General features: G+C 30.7%; 17 protein-coding genes. 4 read left to right on the top strand and 13 right to left on the bottom strand.

Translation table 11 applies throughout. The annotated features are described in order from the left end of the window. The first annotated feature begins 37 nt into the window (after positions 1-37). Positions 38-568, top strand: a complete 531-nt coding sequence (locus tag B0A75_RS06770; protein ID WP_089053540.1) for an ORF6N domain-containing protein — start codon at positions 38-40, stop codon at positions 566-568. Between the two features lie 63 nt (positions 569-631). On the opposite strand, the gene B0A75_RS06765 is transcribed toward B0A75_RS06770, so the two are convergent. From B0A75_RS06765 to B0A75_RS06755, 3 genes are all read right to left on the bottom strand, one after another. Then, a complete protein-coding gene (locus B0A75_RS06765) occupies positions 632-1,399 on the bottom strand; it encodes a glycosyltransferase family 2 protein (RefSeq protein ID WP_089053539.1) in 768 nt (255 codons plus the stop codon). Then, positions 1,399-2,772, bottom strand: coding sequence for an undecaprenyl-phosphate glucose phosphotransferase (locus B0A75_RS06760; protein ID WP_089053538.1), 1,374 nt, complete (start codon positions 2,770-2,772; stop codon positions 1,399-1,401). Before B0A75_RS06760 ends, B0A75_RS06765 begins: the two co-directional genes overlap by 1 nt. 63 nt (positions 2,773-2,835) lie before the next feature. Beyond that, complete coding sequence (locus B0A75_RS06755) at positions 2,836-3,819, bottom strand: UDP-glucuronic acid decarboxylase family protein (protein ID WP_089053537.1); 984 nt, start codon at positions 3,817-3,819, stop codon at positions 2,836-2,838. A gap of 171 nt (positions 3,820-3,990) precedes the next feature. Between B0A75_RS06755 and B0A75_RS06750 the strand changes: the two genes are divergently transcribed. Further along, positions 3,991-5,067 (top strand): glycosyltransferase, encoded by a 1,077-nt coding sequence (locus B0A75_RS06750; protein ID WP_089053536.1) that lies wholly within the window; start codon positions 3,991-3,993, stop codon positions 5,065-5,067. Here the strand turns inward: B0A75_RS06750 and B0A75_RS06745 are convergent. The 7 genes from B0A75_RS06745 to B0A75_RS06715 form a co-directional block, all read right to left on the bottom strand. After that, positions 5,036-6,274: an O-antigen ligase family protein gene (locus B0A75_RS06745; RefSeq protein ID WP_244284353.1), complete on the bottom strand. Its 1,239-nt coding sequence runs from the start codon at positions 6,272-6,274 to the stop codon at positions 5,036-5,038. The genes B0A75_RS06750 and B0A75_RS06745 overlap by 32 nt on opposite strands. Before the next feature lie 37 nt (positions 6,275-6,311). Continuing rightward, on the bottom strand, positions 6,312-7,370 hold the full coding sequence (locus tag B0A75_RS06740) for a hypothetical protein (RefSeq protein WP_089053534.1): 1,059 nt from the start codon (positions 7,368-7,370) through the stop codon (positions 6,312-6,314). 17 nt (positions 7,371-7,387) lie between these two features. Beyond that, positions 7,388-8,692 (bottom strand): MATE family efflux transporter, encoded by a 1,305-nt coding sequence (locus tag B0A75_RS06735; protein ID WP_089053533.1) that lies wholly within the window; start codon positions 8,690-8,692, stop codon positions 7,388-7,390. 7 nt (positions 8,693-8,699) lie between these two features. Further along, entirely contained in the window at positions 8,700-9,686 is a 987-nt protein-coding gene (locus tag B0A75_RS06730) for a hypothetical protein (protein ID WP_089053532.1), read from the bottom strand. Between the two features lie 9 nt (positions 9,687-9,695). After that, positions 9,696-11,375, bottom strand: coding sequence for a DUF6909 family protein (locus B0A75_RS06725; RefSeq protein WP_089053531.1), 1,680 nt, complete (start codon positions 11,373-11,375; stop codon positions 9,696-9,698). A gap of 118 nt (positions 11,376-11,493) precedes the next feature. Next, positions 11,494-12,978 carry a GH3 auxin-responsive promoter family protein gene (locus tag B0A75_RS06720; RefSeq protein WP_089053530.1) on the bottom strand — a complete coding sequence of 495 codons (1,485 nt, stop codon included), beginning with the start codon at positions 12,976-12,978 and terminating at the stop codon, positions 11,494-11,496. Positions 12,979-12,989: 11 nt separating this feature from the next. Continuing rightward, entirely contained in the window at positions 12,990-13,490 is a 501-nt protein-coding gene (locus B0A75_RS06715; protein ID WP_089053529.1) for a peptidase, read from the bottom strand. A gap of 209 nt (positions 13,491-13,699) precedes the next feature. Here B0A75_RS06715 and B0A75_RS06710 point away from each other — a divergent pair, with 209 nt between their 5' ends. Next, positions 13,700-13,876, top strand: a complete 177-nt coding sequence (locus tag B0A75_RS06710) for a Sec-independent protein translocase subunit TatA/TatB (RefSeq protein ID WP_089053528.1) — start codon at positions 13,700-13,702, stop codon at positions 13,874-13,876. 78 nt (positions 13,877-13,954) lie between these two features. On the opposite strand, the gene B0A75_RS06705 is transcribed toward B0A75_RS06710, so the two are convergent. After that, positions 13,955-16,078: a Tex family protein gene (locus tag B0A75_RS06705; protein ID WP_089053527.1), complete on the bottom strand. Its 2,124-nt coding sequence runs from the start codon at positions 16,076-16,078 to the stop codon at positions 13,955-13,957. Positions 16,079-16,193: 115 nt separating this feature from the next. On the opposite strand from B0A75_RS06705, the gene B0A75_RS06700 reads away from it, so the two are divergent. Beyond that, positions 16,194-16,463: a DUF1294 domain-containing protein gene (locus B0A75_RS06700; protein WP_089053526.1), complete on the top strand. Its 270-nt coding sequence runs from the start codon at positions 16,194-16,196 to the stop codon at positions 16,461-16,463. Positions 16,464-16,606: 143 nt separating this feature from the next. Here the strand turns inward: B0A75_RS06700 and rpiB are convergent, their stop codons facing one another. Then, the gene (gene rpiB / locus B0A75_RS06695) at positions 16,607-17,038 is read right to left on the bottom strand and encodes a ribose 5-phosphate isomerase B (RefSeq protein ID WP_089053525.1); all 432 of its coding nucleotides are present in this window, start codon (positions 17,036-17,038) and stop codon (positions 16,607-16,609) included. A 778-nt stretch (positions 17,039-17,816) separates the two neighbouring features. Continuing rightward, on the bottom strand, positions 17,817-18,050 hold the full coding sequence (locus B0A75_RS06690; RefSeq protein ID WP_089053524.1) for a putative signal transducing protein: 234 nt from the start codon (positions 18,048-18,050) through the stop codon (positions 17,817-17,819). Between the last annotated feature and the right edge of the window lie 109 nt (positions 18,051-18,159).

Here is an 18,159-nt window from a genome sequence, read left to right as displayed (position 1 = left end):
AATAAAATCTTACATTTGATTTTCTAATTAAAAACTTATGGAAGATCAATCTTTACTTTCTGAAGAAACAATTTCTAATAAAATATATTTTATCTGTGGTCAAAAAGTGATGCTTGATAGCGATTTAGCGTTACTTTATGGAATAGAAACTAAAGTATTAAAACAAGCCGTTAAAAGAAATTTATCTCGATTTCCACAAGATTTCATATTTGAACTCACTAAAATCGAATATGATTCTCTAAGGTCACAATTTGTGACCTTAGAGAAAGGAAGAGGTAAATATCAAAAATATCTACCTTTTGCTTTTACAGAACATGGAGTTTTAATGCTCTCAAGCGTCCTAAAAAGCGACAAAGCAATTCAAACCAATATTCAAATCATGAGGATTTTCACAAAAGTGAGGCAAATGCTTTTGGATACAACTGAAATTAAAGTTGATATACTTCAGATCCAGAAGAAGTTAGAAAATCATGATAAAAATATTGAATTGGTATTTTCTTATTTAGATGAATTGACTGAAAAAAAAGAAAATGAATCTGAAAGAGTGAAAATTGGTTATAAAAAATAATTCTTCAAGGTCACAAATTGTGACAGAAACTTGATATCATAATTTGCGACATCAAGTTGAATTTTAAATCTTCTTTATATATTTTGGTTTGATAATCAATTGAGTAAACAAAAACCTCATCATCAAAAAAACAGAAAAAACAAGATTATTTCCGTGAAATTCCCGATAAACACCAAAGTTGTGTTTGATCAATTTGAATTTTGATGATGAAATAGAATCTTTTCTAATTCTGTATAAAGCTAATGATTCCGGAACAGCTTTTGCCTCTTTAATTTGTTTTAAAATGGTAAGCCATAATCTCCAATCCTGTCTTTTTTGAGAAGATTCTAATTTGATTTTTCCAAAAAAATCTGCGTCGTAAATAGCGGTTAAATTTCCAACGTAATTGCAAAAAAACAGTTGTTTATAAGTCAATGGTATCGGAGTTTGAACTCTTCTGTTTAAATTGTTTCCGTTGTCATCTATACAATCGTAAAAACTAAATGTAAACGATAAATTATTTGCTTTTAAAAACTGGATTTGCTTTTCTAATTTCTCTGGAAACCATAAATCATCGGCATCTAAAAATGCAATATATTTTCCTGAAGCTTTTTCTAAAGCAATATTTCTAGCGAAACCATTTCCTGAATTTGTTTGTAATTGATAGTGTTTTATTCGGCTTTCTTTTTGAATAAAATCGGCAATAATTTTTACCGTTTTATCTGTTGATGCATCATCAACCAAAATCATTTCCCAGTTCTCGTAAGTCTGCTTTTGAACTGATTCTACAGCAGCTTTAATGAATTTTTCAGCATTAAACGTTGGCATTAAAATAGAAACTAAATCATTCATTAATATGCCTTTTGATCGCCTTTAAAAATATTAATAACGGTTTGAAGAATTATTTTTAAATCTAAAATTAAAGACCAGTTCTCGATATAAAAAACATCAAACTTTATTCGGTTTATCATATCTCTTTCTATCGTTATTTCGCCTCTAAAACCGCTTACTTGCGCTAAACCAGTAATTCCTGGCTTTACGCAATGGCGAATCATGTATTTTTTTACTCTGCTGCTGTATTCTTTATTCTGAGACCACAAATGAGGTCTAGGTCCAACAACGGACATATCACCTAATAGAACATTTATAAATTGCGGGAGCTCGTCTATACTTGTTTTTCTCATAAAACGCCCCATTCCTGTTACGCGAGGATCATCTTTTGAAGCTTCTTTTTCAGTTGTTTTATTAATATACATAGAACGTAATTTATAACATACAAATTCGTTCTCATCTATTCCGGGTCTGCCTTGTTTGAAAAAAACGGGACCTTTTGATTCTAATTTGATTAAAATAGCTAATACTGGAATCAGCCATGACAATAAAAAAACGATTACCAAAAGAGAGAATAAAACATCAAACAGACGCTTCATGAATTTTACTGCAGGCTCATTAAGTACGGTTTGTTTTAATGACAATACTGGGAAAAAATCGTAGTAATCTATCTTTAGATTTTTTGAGAAAATCTCCTTTGTATCAGGAATAAACTTTATCGTTTTATTATTTTCATCTGCAAAATCAATTAGCTTTTTCAAACTGTTGTTTGATACTTCATTCAAAGAACAGTAAATTTCATCGACTTCATTTTCGATCACAAATGGCTTTAAAGCATCTAATTTTCCAGTAATATTCTGATTTTCATTTATATCTGAAAAATATCCTAAAAATCTATACCCATAGTCTTTTCTGGTTTCAAAAAGATTTTTAAGACTAATTGCTTCTGGTGTAAATCCAATAATAACGGCATTCCTATAATTGTTGCCTGTTATTATTCTATATTCTTTTAAATAAAAAAACCAAGCAAATTTAAAAACGGTAACTACTACCAAAACCAGAATTATAAACAAAAAAATCTTTGATTCGTTAAAAATGGCTTGTCTAGAAAATGGAAAAAATGCAATAACAGTCAATACAAATAAAATTCCTTGTTTGATTATTTTTGATGTAATAGCAACTGGAGTTGTAAAGCGATATACATCATAAAATTTAACAGAAAAGGCAACTATTCCCCAAGCGATAATTTGATAAAATATTAAAATCCAAATATTTGATGAACCCAGTTCATTAAAAAAAATGAAAAAACTGAGTATAGAGATCATTGTCAGGTCGATTAAAATACTTATTGGCCTAATATATTTTGAATATCTTCCTGTGTGAAATGCCATCATAAATAATTCCTCTATGCCTTTTTATCAAAATTTATTATCTTCGAAAATAATTCCGTTTACCGTTTATCTAATATAACCCGAAAAATCTTTATGCTCTTCTTTAGAAAGTTCTTCTTTAGAAAGTGATCTAAAATAATCATACGTAATTTTCATTCCTTCAGAACGGCTCACTTTTGCTTCCCAACCCAGCAGTTCTTTTGCTTTGGTTGTGTCTGGCTGGCGTTGTAATGGATCGTTTATAGGTAATGGATGATAAACTACTTTTTGATTTGTTCCTGTAAGTTTTATAATTTCTTCTGCAAAATCTTTTATTGTAATCTCATCTGGATTTCCAATATTTACTGGATATACATAATCAGAATGCAGTAATCTAAAAATACCTTCTACTTGATCGTCAACATAACAAAATGAACGAGTCTGCATACCATCTCCAAAAATCGTTAAATCTTCTCCACGCAAAGCCTGTCCGATAAAAGCAGGAATTACACGCCCGTCATTCAATCGCATTCTTGGACCATAAGTATTAAAAATACGTACAATTCTGGTTTCAACACCGTGAAAAGTATGATATGCCATTGTTATTGATTCCTGAAAACGTTTGGCTTCGTCATAAACTCCTCTTGGTCCAATTGTATTTACGTTGCCATAATATTCTTCTGTTTGAGGATGTACTAATGGATCTCCGTATACTTCAGATGTTGAAGCGATTAATATTCTAGCTTTTTTTACTCTTGCCAATCCTAATAAATTATGTGTTCCTAAAGAACCAACTTTTAGGGTCTGGATTGGAATTTTTAAATAATCTATTGGACTTGCCGGCGATGCAAAATGCAAAATATAATCTAAATCGCCTGGTATATGAACAAATTTTGTAATGTCGTGGTGGTAAAATTCAAAATGTTCTAATTTGAATAAATGCTCAATGTTTTTAAGATCGCCGGTAATCAAATTATCCATTCCTATAACAAAATAGCCTTCTTTGATAAATCGATCGCACAAATGTGATCCTAAAAAACCCGCTGCTCCGGTAATAAGTATTCTTTTCATAATGATTTTATTGAACCTTTTGTTTTGATAATGGCTGTAAATATGCACAAATGTAATAAAATATCCGGCCTTTTAAATTGACTAAAATTTTTACTAAAAATGAGATTTGTTTTTTTTAAGTCGATATTAAACTGGTTTATTCTATTTTTACGATTCTAAATTCTAAATGTTTTGAAAGTTGTACATATTGTTGAGGCACTAGAAGGTGGTGTTTATACTTATTTTAAAGATTTGTCAGCTTACTTTGGTGATGAAGAAATAAGCAAAAACATCGAAACTACTATTATTTACAGCAGTAATAGAAATGGTGTTAGTTCTCAAAAGGTTAATGCCGAATTCTCTAAAGGTGTTAACTTAATACACCTAGATATGGTTCGCGAAATTTCTCTCGTGAAAGATTTAAAATCTATTATTAAACTTACCCAAGAACTTAAAAAAATTAATCCTGATATTATTCATCTTCATTCCTCAAAAGCTGGGGTTTTAGGACGACTTTCTTCTTTTTTCTTATTCAAAAAAACAAGGCTTTTTTATTCTCCGCACGGATATGCTTTTTTAAGAACTGACATTTCAAATCGTACAAAAAAGTTTTATTCTGTTATAGAAAAAAGCTTTCAGTACCTATTTAGAGGAACAATTGTTGCTTGTGGTGATACTGAATTTGAAATTGCTAAAAATATCGGTCCCTCAAAACTTATTAGAAATGGTGTTGATATAAATGAAATTCGTCAATACTTTTTACCTCATCAAAACACAAAACTAACCATTGGCATATTGGGCAGAATAACTGCGGCAAGAAATCCTAAATTGTTTAATGAGATTGCTTTACAATTTCCTGATTTTAATTTTATCTGGATTGGTGATGGAGAACTAAACCATTTGATTACAGTGCCAAATATTCAGATTACGGGTTGGATTTTAGACAAAAATGCTGTTTTTAAAATACTAAATTCAATTGATATTTATCTGCAGACTTCTCTTTGGGAAGGTCTTCCAATTGCAATTTTAGAAGCGATGGCGCTAGAAAAACCTGTAATTGCCACCAATATTATTGGCAATAAAGACATTGTTGTTCCTAATAAAACGGGGTTTCTTTTTAACGAAATCAATGAACTAGAAAGTTACTTTAACGCTTTAAAAGATTCAAAAACAAGAACTGTTTTTGGAGAAAATGCATTAATTCGATGCAAGGATCTTTTTGATAAAAATAAAAACTTTAAACAGCTTTTTGATTTATATCAAGAATAGCTTTTTGCGGCAGCCAATAACTTGAAAAAACAGAAAACCAAAATCCGCTAAAGGCAATTCCATCAAATCTAAGCAAAAAGTCATCAGTTAAATTTGAGGTAAAAAAGAGGATGAAAAATGAAATTATTATCGCATTTTTCAAATCATATCCTAAATATCCGATACTGAAAATATAAAATGTTACTACTAAAGGACCAAGGATTCCAAATTTTAGTAAAAAATCTAAAAACTGGTTATGCGTTGGAAATTCATATTTAGCCAAAAACTGCTGGTTGGTTGCTTTAAAATATTTATTTAATTCTGGTTTTCCATCAGAAGCTCCTACTCCAAAAGGAAGATTTTTAACGGATAATTCCCAAGCTGATTTCCATACCGAGAGTCTTACTGCTAATGAATTGAAAGCATAAATTTCTGGATGATCAATTTCATCTAATTTTCCCACTTTATCCATATAGGCAAAAGTTACAGTAGAGTATTTCTCCTTCATATAGGGGTTTTTCTGTATAAAAACGAACAAAATACTACCTAATACAAGTAACACTGTTATTGCTGTTAGGATCATTTTTTTTATGTTGAATCTTGATTTTATTTCGAAAATGAAAACAACTAAAAAACCAATCAAAGCATTAAGCAACGCCATTCTGGTATTTACTAAAAGGACAAAGAAAAATGAAAGTAAAAAAATAATTATTCGAAGTATTTTAAAAGTACTTTTTTCTTTATTCTGAAAGCTGTAAAACACAAAATAGAATGCACAAATAGAGACAAATGCCAAATGCATATTTAGAGCCGGTGCATGAATACCAATGCTGTCTGCAAACTTATAACCCATTTCCCAAAGGTCAATTCTGCTTAAATATTTACTGACCAAATCAGGATAAACCACGTAAAATCTAGTTAAAAAAAACAGCATCAGCATTGTTGTTGCAATACTATAAGTCTCTATTAATTTTAAAAATTTTACACGCTGATAATGGCCAATAATAAAGATTGGAAATAATAGCAGCGAAGTACTCTTTTCAACCGCTTTTAATCCTTTAGATATAGAATCATTATTCCAGAAAAATAATAATTCTAACAAAAGCGGTGAAGCGATACAAGCAGTCAAAATCCAAGCTGTTTTGCTGAATTTTAGTTTTTTTACGTAGATCAAACTAAAAACACTAAATAAAATAATAAGCAGCGAACATGGTTTTCTGAATATCATTGCGATTGCAATCAGACACAAAAAAACATGAAATATTTTATTGAAGTTTTTTTCTGAAAGATTCATAGTATAATGCAAAATAAATTAAAGGAAAAACACCCATTTTATGTCGTACAGCGGTGCCTAAATCGGGTTCAAAAACTCCTTGTACGATAAAGAAAGAAAAAATAATGAGCAGTACTAACAGTTCTTTTGAATATGTTTTTCGATCTGCCAAACATTTTGCAAACCGAACTAATAAAATGTAAAACAGTAATAACTGCCAGATTATAAATATAATTATTTGTGGTGATAATAGGTGTTTTAAGCCGTTTATTGGAATATTGACTGTAAAAAATCCGTAAAATATTCCAATAGCTTCTCCGTACCACGTATCTGTTTTAACGGGAGAAATAATAATAGAATTGGCATCAGCAGAACCTATACGTTCATTGTTTACCACTTCTCGGCTGATTTCTGAAAGATATTTCCCTTTTAAAACGCCATGACTAAAAGATAAAAAAATGGCTATTAGCAAACCATAAAACAGTGTTGTTATAGTTTTACTTTTAAAACTCACTAAACTTACTAAATACATCCCGCCGCCAATAACTGGAATTAAAAGATAATAGGGACGAAAAAACACGCCGAAAACCAACAATAAAAGTACTGTGTATATGATTGTTCTTTTCAACGAAATTTGTTCATTTAAGCACATAAAAACGATTGGAGAGAGATATAAAAAGGTTATAAACTCTTTTGACGGCATTGATACAAAAATGGCAATCATTAAAAATGCCATATAAACCAAAATGTTCTTGACATTGAGCTTTTCAAAACGATCTGGAATACCTATTTTGTACAAAACATACATTAAAACAGGAAACTGAATTAAAGCAATGATTGGAAAGGGTAAGCAACGCAGTCCAGAAATTTTATACAACAAAATCGAAACCGGATAACTCCCTATATATCCTATTTCATTTCCTTTATCGTATGCAATAATAGCAGCATCATAAAAAAACTTGGGAGGCAAAATAAAAAAAGCAGCTGCTGCAACTGCTAGATTGGCTGTTGCAATAAGTAAAAATGCTGCTTTTCTTTTTTCTATTTTCATATAAAAATTGTCATTTCTTAATGTAAAAAAATCACTATTTTATCTTTTCGATAAATAATTAAGGCTACAACACTATTCCAGAAAATAGAGCTTGAAACAAATGCAATCGCGCCACCAACCATTCCATATTCTGGAATTAAAAATCGGTTTAAAAGAAAATTAATTACAACAGCCGCAATTAAAACAATCTGAAAAATATGCTGTCTTCCCGTCATATTCAAATAAACCGGCGCAGACCCAAACGCGGAACAAACTCCTTGACCAATTATTAAAACTAAAAAAGCTTCTTTTGCAACTACGTATTGATGCCCAAAAAAAGACAATACATGCTCAGAACACAGGCTGATTATAACTATTACCGGAAATGTGATTCCGAAGATTAAACGAACACTATTTCGTAAAATTCTTTTTAATTCTGCTTTATTATCTTTCGCAAAAAACTCTGCAATTTTTGCTGAAACAGTAATATTAATGGTTAAAATTATTACTGAAACGATGGTCATTACTTTAAAACCAACAGAATAAAAAGCGACTGTTTCGTCATTTCGATATTTTTTTAAAAACATAATATCAAAACTCATTAAAAGAAACATTGCCATTCCGCTTATTGCAATTGGGTACGATTTTAAGAATACTTCTTTATGCGAAAAAGTATCGTTACTTTCTGTGACTGTAAGTTCTCTAAAATAAATATAAACATATACTGAGCTAATGATTGAAAGCAAAACAAATCCAATCAAAAAAATATCTACCAAATAGGTTTCTTTATTCCAATAAAATAATAGTATCGCGCCTGCAATTAAAGGAACATATTTCACAACATTTCTAAACAATTCAGCCGTATACAATTTATCTAAGGCTCTAAAAATCTCTGTATTTAAAGTCGAAATTCCGTAGAAAAACAATGTTGCTGTACCTTTTAATAAAATAGAATATACCTCATTATCTGAAAAGTAATTATTTATTAATTCCTTACTAATTAAGGCAACAATAACAATTGCTGCAATTGAAGTTGCAAACAGCATTGCAACCATTTTAAAGTAGATTTTTTTCAATTGCTCAAGTCCTCCCGTGCCCGCCAATCTTCCTTTAAAATATAAAATAGACTGATCGAAACCTAATAAACATATGCTTCCGATGGCTAAAAGAAAAGAACGTGCAAAATCATACTGCCCAACTAATTTAGGACTGTAACATTTTGTTAGAAATATGGTGAATCCAAAAAGTAAAACAACTCCAAAAATCCTCAAAAACAAAGTACTTAGACTTTGTTTTAAAAATGCATTCTGCGAAATTCTTTCAAAGATTTTGTTCGTTTTCAATACATCGTTATTTAATTTGAGATTTTAAAAGCTGACTGTTGTAAAACTTCTTGAACAAATGAATAAAAATAAAAAGAAGAATAAAGACTGCTGGAAGCAAAATTTTAAAATTACCATTTGTAAGCTTTACAATATTTATGTTCAAAGTGGTATTAATCTCTTTAACTGCTTTATCGTAGTTCACTAACTTTAATCTATTTCTTCCTTGATCAACTATCAAAGTTTGCTTGGTTTTAATTAGATCATTAAGCTGTGTATTCTCATTGTAATAAACCAATTTATCGTTCTTTGGTCCATTTTTAACCGTGCTCGAAAAACCATTTAAAACATCGTCAATTTGAGCAATGATAGTATCATTTTTAGCAATTTGCTGCTCTAGATTTTTATATCCTATTTTTTGAAGTGCATTAAAATATTCTGAGCTGTTTAAATACTGCATCAATGGTAAAACTATTTCTTTGTCATTTACTTCTTTATTTGATACAAACGAAATAGTATGAAAAGTATAATTTTTGCTCGTTATATTATCTTCCAGAACTTTTTTTACTTCACCAACCTCAGCCATTAATTTTATGAGTTCAAAGTTTTGTTCCTTGTCTTCAATAAATTTATAAACGTCGGCAATTGGTTTAATTTCGATTTTTTTGATTGCTTTTGGATTCGAAATTCCAACGACCTTTTTTAAGAAAACAGTATCTCCTGAAACAATTTTAGACTCGATTAAATCTATTTTAGAATATAAATAATCTACACTGCCAAAATTGGGCGTTACAATAACCTCATTTTGAAACGTCTTTTTGTTTGAATCCAAAAACCACCCCAAACCAAATCCAAGAACAATCAAAACCAATATAATTATCCAGTTTCGAATAAAAAACTGAATTGATCTAAAAAGTAAGGCATTTATTCTGTCGAAAAAATTCCCAATTGTTTTCGATAAATCAAAAATATCAATTTCCTGCTCTGAGTTGTTTTGGGGTACTTTTGTACTCATTTACGTTTTTTATTTTACGTTGAAAATTTGTTCTAAAATTTTAATAGTAATCAAATAAGTTGGTTTTACCCCCGTTGTTCCAAGTCCGCCAGAAGCCAAAGTACTTCCCGTTTCTAATGGATTATCTGAAGCGTAATAGGCATAACGAACTTTTATATCGTGCGGTACACTTTTTCTAATTTTTGAAGCTGATTGTATCGCTTTTTGGTAATAAGATCCTTCCATTTCAAGACCAATTACACCCCACGTCGATTCGTGGAAAAATTTCAATAAATCTCTGTTTTGCAAAGATGTTCCTAAAACAGTAACCATCGCACCTTCAAAAACTGCAATATCGTTTCCTTCAAACATGGCGCCTGTTAATTCATTTTCGAAGAAATAATTATCAGCCGTTCCTTCATTTATATGTGCTGTAGGAATCATAATATCGCCTTTTCCACCTTCAAGAATTCCGGCTTTACCCATTATAGAAACTGATTTTACATTTAGTAATGTTTCTTTTTTAAATGGTTTTAAAAGTTCGTCGATAGTTTCATAAGCCTGCTCTCCAAAAGCATAATCCATTACAATAATTACCGGTTTTTCATCGTCGATTTTCGCTTCAGAGAATGCTGTTTTTGACCAGTCGATTTTTGCCGTATCAAAAATTTGAACGTCAATGTTGGTTCCCGAAGTATCAGGAAGTGAAATCATTCCGTTTTTCAAAGCCAATTCTTCAACATGACTTCTAATTTCTTTTGATCCTGAGTTGCTTAATTCTTCATATATAAAGAAATCTGTTTTTCCTTTAAATTTTGTTTTCAATAAAGGCGTCGCAAAAATCGAGTTCATCACACTGTGCATATTAGCACTAATTACGTGAATTGGTCGTTTTAAAAGGTCATTTGCTTTTAGAACTTCTTTGATATTTGTTGCCCAAATTTCTCCGTGAATATGGTGCCCTAGACGTTCGCGTAAAACAGGGCTGAAAGTAATTGTTCGTTTATTGTTTTCAACAATTTCTTCGATTGCTAATTTTCCTAACCAGTAAATAACGTGAAGGAAACGATCAGGCGCATTTTCAGAACCAAAAGCGTCATAAATGTCTAAAACCTCTTCAAAAGTTCGGCCTAAAATGTTTGCAACGTGCGAAATCGCTTTTTCTTTTTCAATCTGCGCCAGCTTTTTAGTCTGCATTACAGCTTGTTCTAATTTAAGCCAATCGCGAGAAACCTCTCCACCGTCATCTAATAAAACTCTATTTTTAATTTTATGCGATTCGATAAAAATAAAAGTCAAATGCGTCAGAATATCGTAAATATCAGAACGTCCGCGCGTGATTTCGACATTCATTTGTTCCTCGTCGATTCTATAACAGTTTCTTCTTCTTTTTGGAGGAACAATTGGTTGAAAATGCGATTTAGAATAACCTTCATCTGAAGTTAAATTGATAAAACGGCATTGTTCGATTCCTATTGGTAAACGTTCTATAACGTACAAAAGTCCGTTTAATTCTACTTTTTCTTCGGCAATATTCCCATAAATTTCTGGGCGTAAAGCCAATAATGATTCTCTTAAACTATCACCAGAAACTCCCATTGGTTTATAAAAACCACGGTTGAATAAGTGACGCATTGTAATGTACATTTTTTCTATAGCTGCAGATGATTCCTGAGCTCTTGATCTTGATATATGTTTAGTTTCTTTCATGTTTTTTATTTTAAAAATCTTCTTTTTGAGAAGATATCTGTGGTATTTTATTAAACGAAATTAGGAATTATAAATGTTAATTTAATTGAAATCTACCTATCTTTCTTTTTAATAACCTTTACTTCAAATTATCTGCAATATCTCTATTATTTGATAATCTCGGAATTTTATTTTGTCCGCCTAATTTTCCCTGCGATTTCATGTATTCCTGAAATCCATTTTTCGAAACTTTGGTAACAACTACTTTTCTCAACACATTTCCGGTGATTAAATCATCATAATAAATGTTTTGTTTTCGCATTGAATCGTCAATTGCTTCCGCAAAAGTTTCCATATTCTCTGGTTCGTTTTCAAATTCGATAAACCATTCATGATATGGTAATCCGTTTGATGGCGTAATTTGAGGCGCTACGGTAAATTCGTTTATTACAATATTTGTTCCTGCTGTTGCTTCTTTCATCGCATTTTCGACTTCATTGGCAATAACGTGTTCTCCAAAAGCAGAAATATAATGTTTGATACGTCCTGAAACAATAACTCTATGCGGAAACAAAGAGGTAAACTGAACGGTATCGCCAATATTATAACGCCAAAGCCCGGCATTTGTAGAAACTATTAAGGCATAATTAATCCCCATTTCTACTTCGCCAATCGTATAACTTTTTGGATTTTCGGTAAAGAATTCATCGGCTTTAATAAACTCGTAGAAAATTCCCGAATTCAAAAGCAAAAGCATTCCTTTTTGTTTCTGAGAATCTTGATAAGCAAAAAAACCTTCAGAGGCTGGAAACAATTCGATACTGTCTACTTTCCGGCCAATCATGTTTTCGAACTTAGCACGATAAGGCTCGTAATTAACTCCGCCGTAAATAAACAAATTAAAATTTTTGAATAACTCTCCTATTTTCTTACCGCCGCTTTTTTCTTCTAAACGCTCAAAATACATTTGTACCCAAGACGGAATTCCCGAAATTATGGTCATATCTTGATTGATTGTTTCCTCTACAATTGCATTTACTTTAGTATCCCAATCTTCAATACAATTGGTCTCCCAAGAGGGCATTCGGTTTTTCTGCAGATATTTTGGTACAAAATGCGCTCCAATTCCGGATAATCTTCCAAATTTGATTCCGTATTTTTCAACTAAAATTGGACTTCCCTGCAGGAAAATCATTTTCCCATCAACAAAATCAGCATTTCCCGTTTCATAAATATAATGCAAAATCGCATTTCGAGAGGCTTTTATATGAGATGGCATTGACTCTTTTGTAAGCGGAATGTATTTTGCGCCGGAGGTTGTTCCGGAGGTTTTTGCAAAATAAATTGGTTTTCCTTTCCAAAGAATATTCTCTTCTCCCTCTTTTACTCTATCGATATACAATTTTAAATCTTCATAATCTCGAACTGGGACATTCTTTTGAAAATCATCAACTGTTTTTATCTTTTTAAAATGATGGTCTTTTCCAAACACAGTTTCTTTTGCATCACTGATTAAACTCTTAAATATTTCATTTTGAGTTTCTATCGGTTTATTGGCCCAAGCCTGTGTTTTATGGTATATTTTGCTGGCAAATAGTTTTGCTGCTACTGATTTAATAGACATTTTTAATGGTATTATTTCTTTTCTTTTTTATTTTTAACAGCTTTAGAATTGATAGACTCCTTCTCCATTTTTGCAACTTCTTCTCTAAGCTTAATTTCTTCTTCGGTGGTTTTCATATTTACATCAGAAGGTTCATCAACATCTGCTAATATGGAATCTTTATTGAATTTTGCATATTCTAATTCTCCTTTCAATACTTTCTGAACCCCTTTTATATAAGCTTCATTTTTCCTCAAAGCTCTTTCTAATGAATCTGATTTTATGGCAAGTTCTGTCGCATTTCTTTTCAATTGCGATGAAGAATATCCTGGAATAAATTCGCGTAAAGGTGTAAAAGCAATAATAAAAGTAGTTACTAATATTAAAAATATACCGCCTAGAGTAAACGTTACAAAAACGTTCATTAAGTTGAGTTTAAATGAAAAAATTTCTTCAAAAGTTTCTTCATTCAAGATTACCAAGCGGTTTTTGATGAACAAATTTTTTCTAAAATTGAATTTTTTCTTAGTCATTTGGTTAATTATACAAGCAAATATAGTAATTAATCGTATTGCTGCTGTCTGACAAAAATGAGCAAACACAGCAATTTAAATATTTTATAAAATATTTAACGCAGTAAGTAACAAATATTTTAAACCAAAAACCCTTGTTGTTCGTATATTCTATATACCTTTGCGGTAGAATTTGAAAATCAATTTGCTTCGGCATTAATTATACAATCATGGGAAGATTAGGTCTTACAGAAATCCTTGTTATAGTAGGTATTGTGATATTACTTTTTGGAGGTAAAAAAATTCCAGAATTAATGAAAGGTTTAGGAAGCGGAATTAAGGAATTTAAAAACGCTGCTAAAGATGATCAAACAGCGCCTAAAAAAGAAGAGGAAGAAACTAAATAAGCATTTACAACCTTATTAAAAAATCCCAAGCTACAATGTAGTTTGGGATTTTTTTGTTTAATTCTCTTTTTTGAAATTTTATAAAATCATTGTCAGCTGAATTCTCTTTCTGTCCTCATCTACCTCAGTAACTTTTACATCAACATGCTGATGTAATTTTACAACTTCGTTTACGTCGCTTACAAAACCAGCTTTCAATTGTGATATATGAACCAAACCGCTTTCTTTGATTCCGATATCGACAAAACAGCCAAAGTTGGTAATGTTATTAACAATTCCTGGTAAAATCATTCCCGTTTTTAAATCTTTGATTGATTTTACATTAGCATCAAATTCAAAAACCTTTGCCGACTTTCTTGGGTCTAATCCAGGCTTTTCAAGCTCTTTTATGATGTCTTTTAATGTAAGCAAACCAATTTCAGGTGTAATATAGTTTTCGGCCTTAATAAGCGCTGTTTTCTCTTTGTTTGCTATTAAATCATTTACTGAAAGTTTCAAATCTTTTGCCATCTTTTCAACAACTGGATAAGCTTCTGGATGTACCGCAGAATTATCTAATGGATTTTTAGCATTCGAAATTCGAATAAAAGCTGCGCCTTGCTGATAGGCTTTATCACCCAAACGCGGAACTTTCTTCAATTGCTTTCTATCTTCAAAAGGACCATTTTCTGATCGATATTGTACAATGTTTTCTGCCAGCTTCTCTCCTATTCCACTCACATAACTCAACAAATGTTTACTTGCAGTATTAATATTAATTCCAACAGAGTTTACACATCGAATTACAGTATTGTCTAATTCTTCTTTTAATTTCGTTTGATCAACATCGTGTTGATATTGTCCTACTCCAATCGCTTTTGGATCAATTTTAACCAATTCAGCCAACGGATCTGAAAGTCGACGCCCAATAGAAACTGAACCACGAACTGTTACATCATAATTAGGAAATTCTTCTCTCGCTATTTTTGATGCTGAATAAACAGAAGCTCCTGCCTCAGAAACGATAAAAACCTGCAATGGTTTATCAAACGCAATTTTTTTAATGAAAAATTCCGTTTCTCTAGAAGCAGTTCCGTTACCAATAGAAATAGCATCAATTTGATACGCATTTACCATCGAACGGATTTTCTTGATTGCCATTGTTTCCTCATTTTGAGGTGCGTGCGGATAAATTGTTTCGTTGTATAATAAATCGCCTTTTTCGTCCAGACACACTACTTTACAACCACTTCTAAATCCTGGATCAATTGCCAGAATTCGTTTTTCGCCCAAAGGCGGAGCTAATAAAAGCTGTCCTAAATTATTAGCAAAAACCTGAATTGAATTAGCATCTGCTTTTGCTTTTGCTTCTTGTAACGTTTCGTTTCCTATTGCTGGATTTAATAAACGTTTATAACTGTCTTCAATCGCTAATTGCAAATGAGCTGTTGTACTGTTTTGTTTTTTAATGATAATTTCATCAATAACATCGTAAGCATCATCGATATCAACATCAATTTTCATTTTAACAAAACCTTCATTTTCAGCACGCAGCATAGCTAATAAACGATGCGAAGGGGTTTTAGTTAAAGGTTCTTCCCAATCAAAATACTGACTGAATTTTTGTGCGCCTTCTTCTTCGGCTTTCTTTTTTACAACTTTGGTTCCAATAGTTGCTTTTCGCTGATATAATCTACGAAGCTGTTTACGAACGTAAATGTTTTCGTTAATCCATTCTGCAACAATATCTCGTGCGCCTTGCATGGCAGCTTCTTCGTTAACAACATTTTCATTGATGTATTGAGTAGAAATAAAATCGACATCAACATCATTTTCAGACATTATAATTTTCGCCAACGGTTCTAGACCAAATTCGCGCGCAACATCAGCTTTTGTTTTTTTCTTCTTTTTGTATGGAAGATAAAAATCTTCTATTTCCTGCAGATCAAAACTCTGTTCTATTTTTTGTTTTAATTCTGGTGTAAGTGCTTTTTGTTCTTCAATGGATTTTAGAACGGCTTCTTTACGTTTTGTAAGCGTTTCATATTCTTTTTGAAGTTTTGCAATTTGTTCAATTACAACTTCATCAAGATTTCCAGTCGTATCTTTTCGATATCGAGAAATGAACGGAATCGTACAATCTTCCTCTAATAATTTAACGGTATTTTGAATATTAATTGCTGCTGTTTGTACAGACTTGGCAATGAATTGAATATTAGTCATACTTTTAATGAAATAAATTCTTAATTATAAATTGATATAATTTACTTGTTAAATAAATTTAGTAACCTACCAATGATTCGGCTAAAATAATATCTTTGTTTTTAATTTTATACCAATGGAGATTTTATTACTGTATTTTTTATTTGTAAATATCATTGTTTTTATCCTCGCAGGATATGATAAATATCAAGCTCGAAAAAACAAACAAAGAGTTCCCGAAAATACACTTTTTTTACTCGAAGCAATTGGCGGAACAATTGGTTTATTAACAGCAATGTTAATCTTTAGACATAAAACGAGTAAAATATCATTTATTATAAAATTCTCAATAATTTTTATACTTCAAGCCCTTTTGATTTACCTAATAGTAAATAATAAAATATAGATATTAACAATGTTGATAACCCCAAAAAATAGGCATATAAAACTGAATTACAGTAATTTAAAAAAATAAAAAACCGGATAAATTTTAAAAATATACCCGGTGAGTTTACTATATATTGGTGCGAAGCACCCATTTTTTCTGTTTTACGAACAAGCAATCTTATTTACTCTATTTTGATGTCTTCCGCCTTCAAAAGCAGTTGCTAAAAACGTTTCAACAATTTCTACAGCCTGTGGAATAGAAGTAAATCTTGCTGGAATACTCACAATATTAGCATCGTTGTGTAAACGTGTTAAATAAGCTATTTCTTTAGTCCAACATAAACCAGCTCTTACTTTAGGATGTTTATTAACAGTCATTGCAATTCCGTTACCGCTTCCGCAAATAACAATTCCAAAATCTGCTTTTCCTTCAGAAACATCATTTGCAACAGGATGCCCAAAATCAGGATAATCAACAGAATCCTCAGAATCAGTTCCGTAATTAGTTACTTCATATCCTTTTGCTTTAAGCATTTCAACAATTGCTTTTTTATACTCTGGTCCTGCGTGGTCGTTTCCTATCGAAATTTTCATTTTTAATACTATTAAGTTGTGTTGTGCAAATTTACTCAATTAATAAATGTTTGCCATGAATTTCCCTAATTTTCACAAATTTTATACTTATTAACTTTAAAAAGCACTGCTCCTAATAGTAAGCTCTATTTTAGAAATTAGTAAGCTGAAACCCTTGTTTTACAACTATCTTACTATCAAATCCTTATCAGTTATCAACATTTTTAATAACTCTATAAGTATCTCATTATCAATAAAGAATAAACAGCTTTTTTGTTAAAATTTTAAAGTGTTAATAGCGATTCCTAATTCGTTGATATTCAATTAACTTTAAGTTAACATTATTTGTTAATAAGTTGGAAAAGAAAATTAGAAGTTTTTTTTGGTCGTGTCAAAAAAATGCTTAATCCAAAACTGGAATTTAAAATGCAAGAAAAGTTTCAGGAATTTTTAGAAAAGTTATCAATATCAAAAATGCCATTTTCAACAAATATCAACATATGAACTTATCTACAAAATGAATTCATTTTTGGTTGTCAACCGTTGTTAATTAAAATACAAAAAGTCTTAAAAATTAAACTTTTAGCTAAAAATAACTATGTTGATAACTCAAGATAACTAAGAGAAACTTCATTTCAATACTTTTAAAAATAAATTTATTCGACATATTAACACACTATAATAACAACCAAATTTTTTTAAATTTTTAAAAATCTTTTTTGTTGTATTTAATATATGTTGAAAACTAAAAAAGTTTAAAAAGAAAAAAAATGAATTTAATTTGAAAAAAAGAAACTGTTTAAACGATTTTAAGAGGATTGTTTAAGTTGTCTAGAATTTCTTGAACTTGTTCGAAATCGTTTGGATGAACTTTGAGTTTGATTCCGCCAAGTGCAGCCGAGTACATTGGGACAACTGAAAGGGTCATTTCGTTTTCAAAAAAATATGGAATTTCTTCTTGTTCCAGTAAGTGTTTGAGAACTACCGTTTCGTGCTGATAATTGAATATAGCGATGGTTTGAAAGCTTTCCATTTTAGGTCTTTTTGTAAATGTACGAAAAGTTATATTTTTAATAATTCTAATTGTTAAAAAGTATTATCTAATATCTTATTTGTAATTTTAAGCCTTATAAGAAAAGATA

Source organism: Flavobacterium oncorhynchi (assembly GCF_002217355.1).
GTDB classification, from domain to species: domain Bacteria; phylum Bacteroidota; class Bacteroidia; order Flavobacteriales; family Flavobacteriaceae; genus Flavobacterium; species Flavobacterium oncorhynchi.
This window is presented reverse-complemented; position numbering and strand designations above follow the sequence as displayed.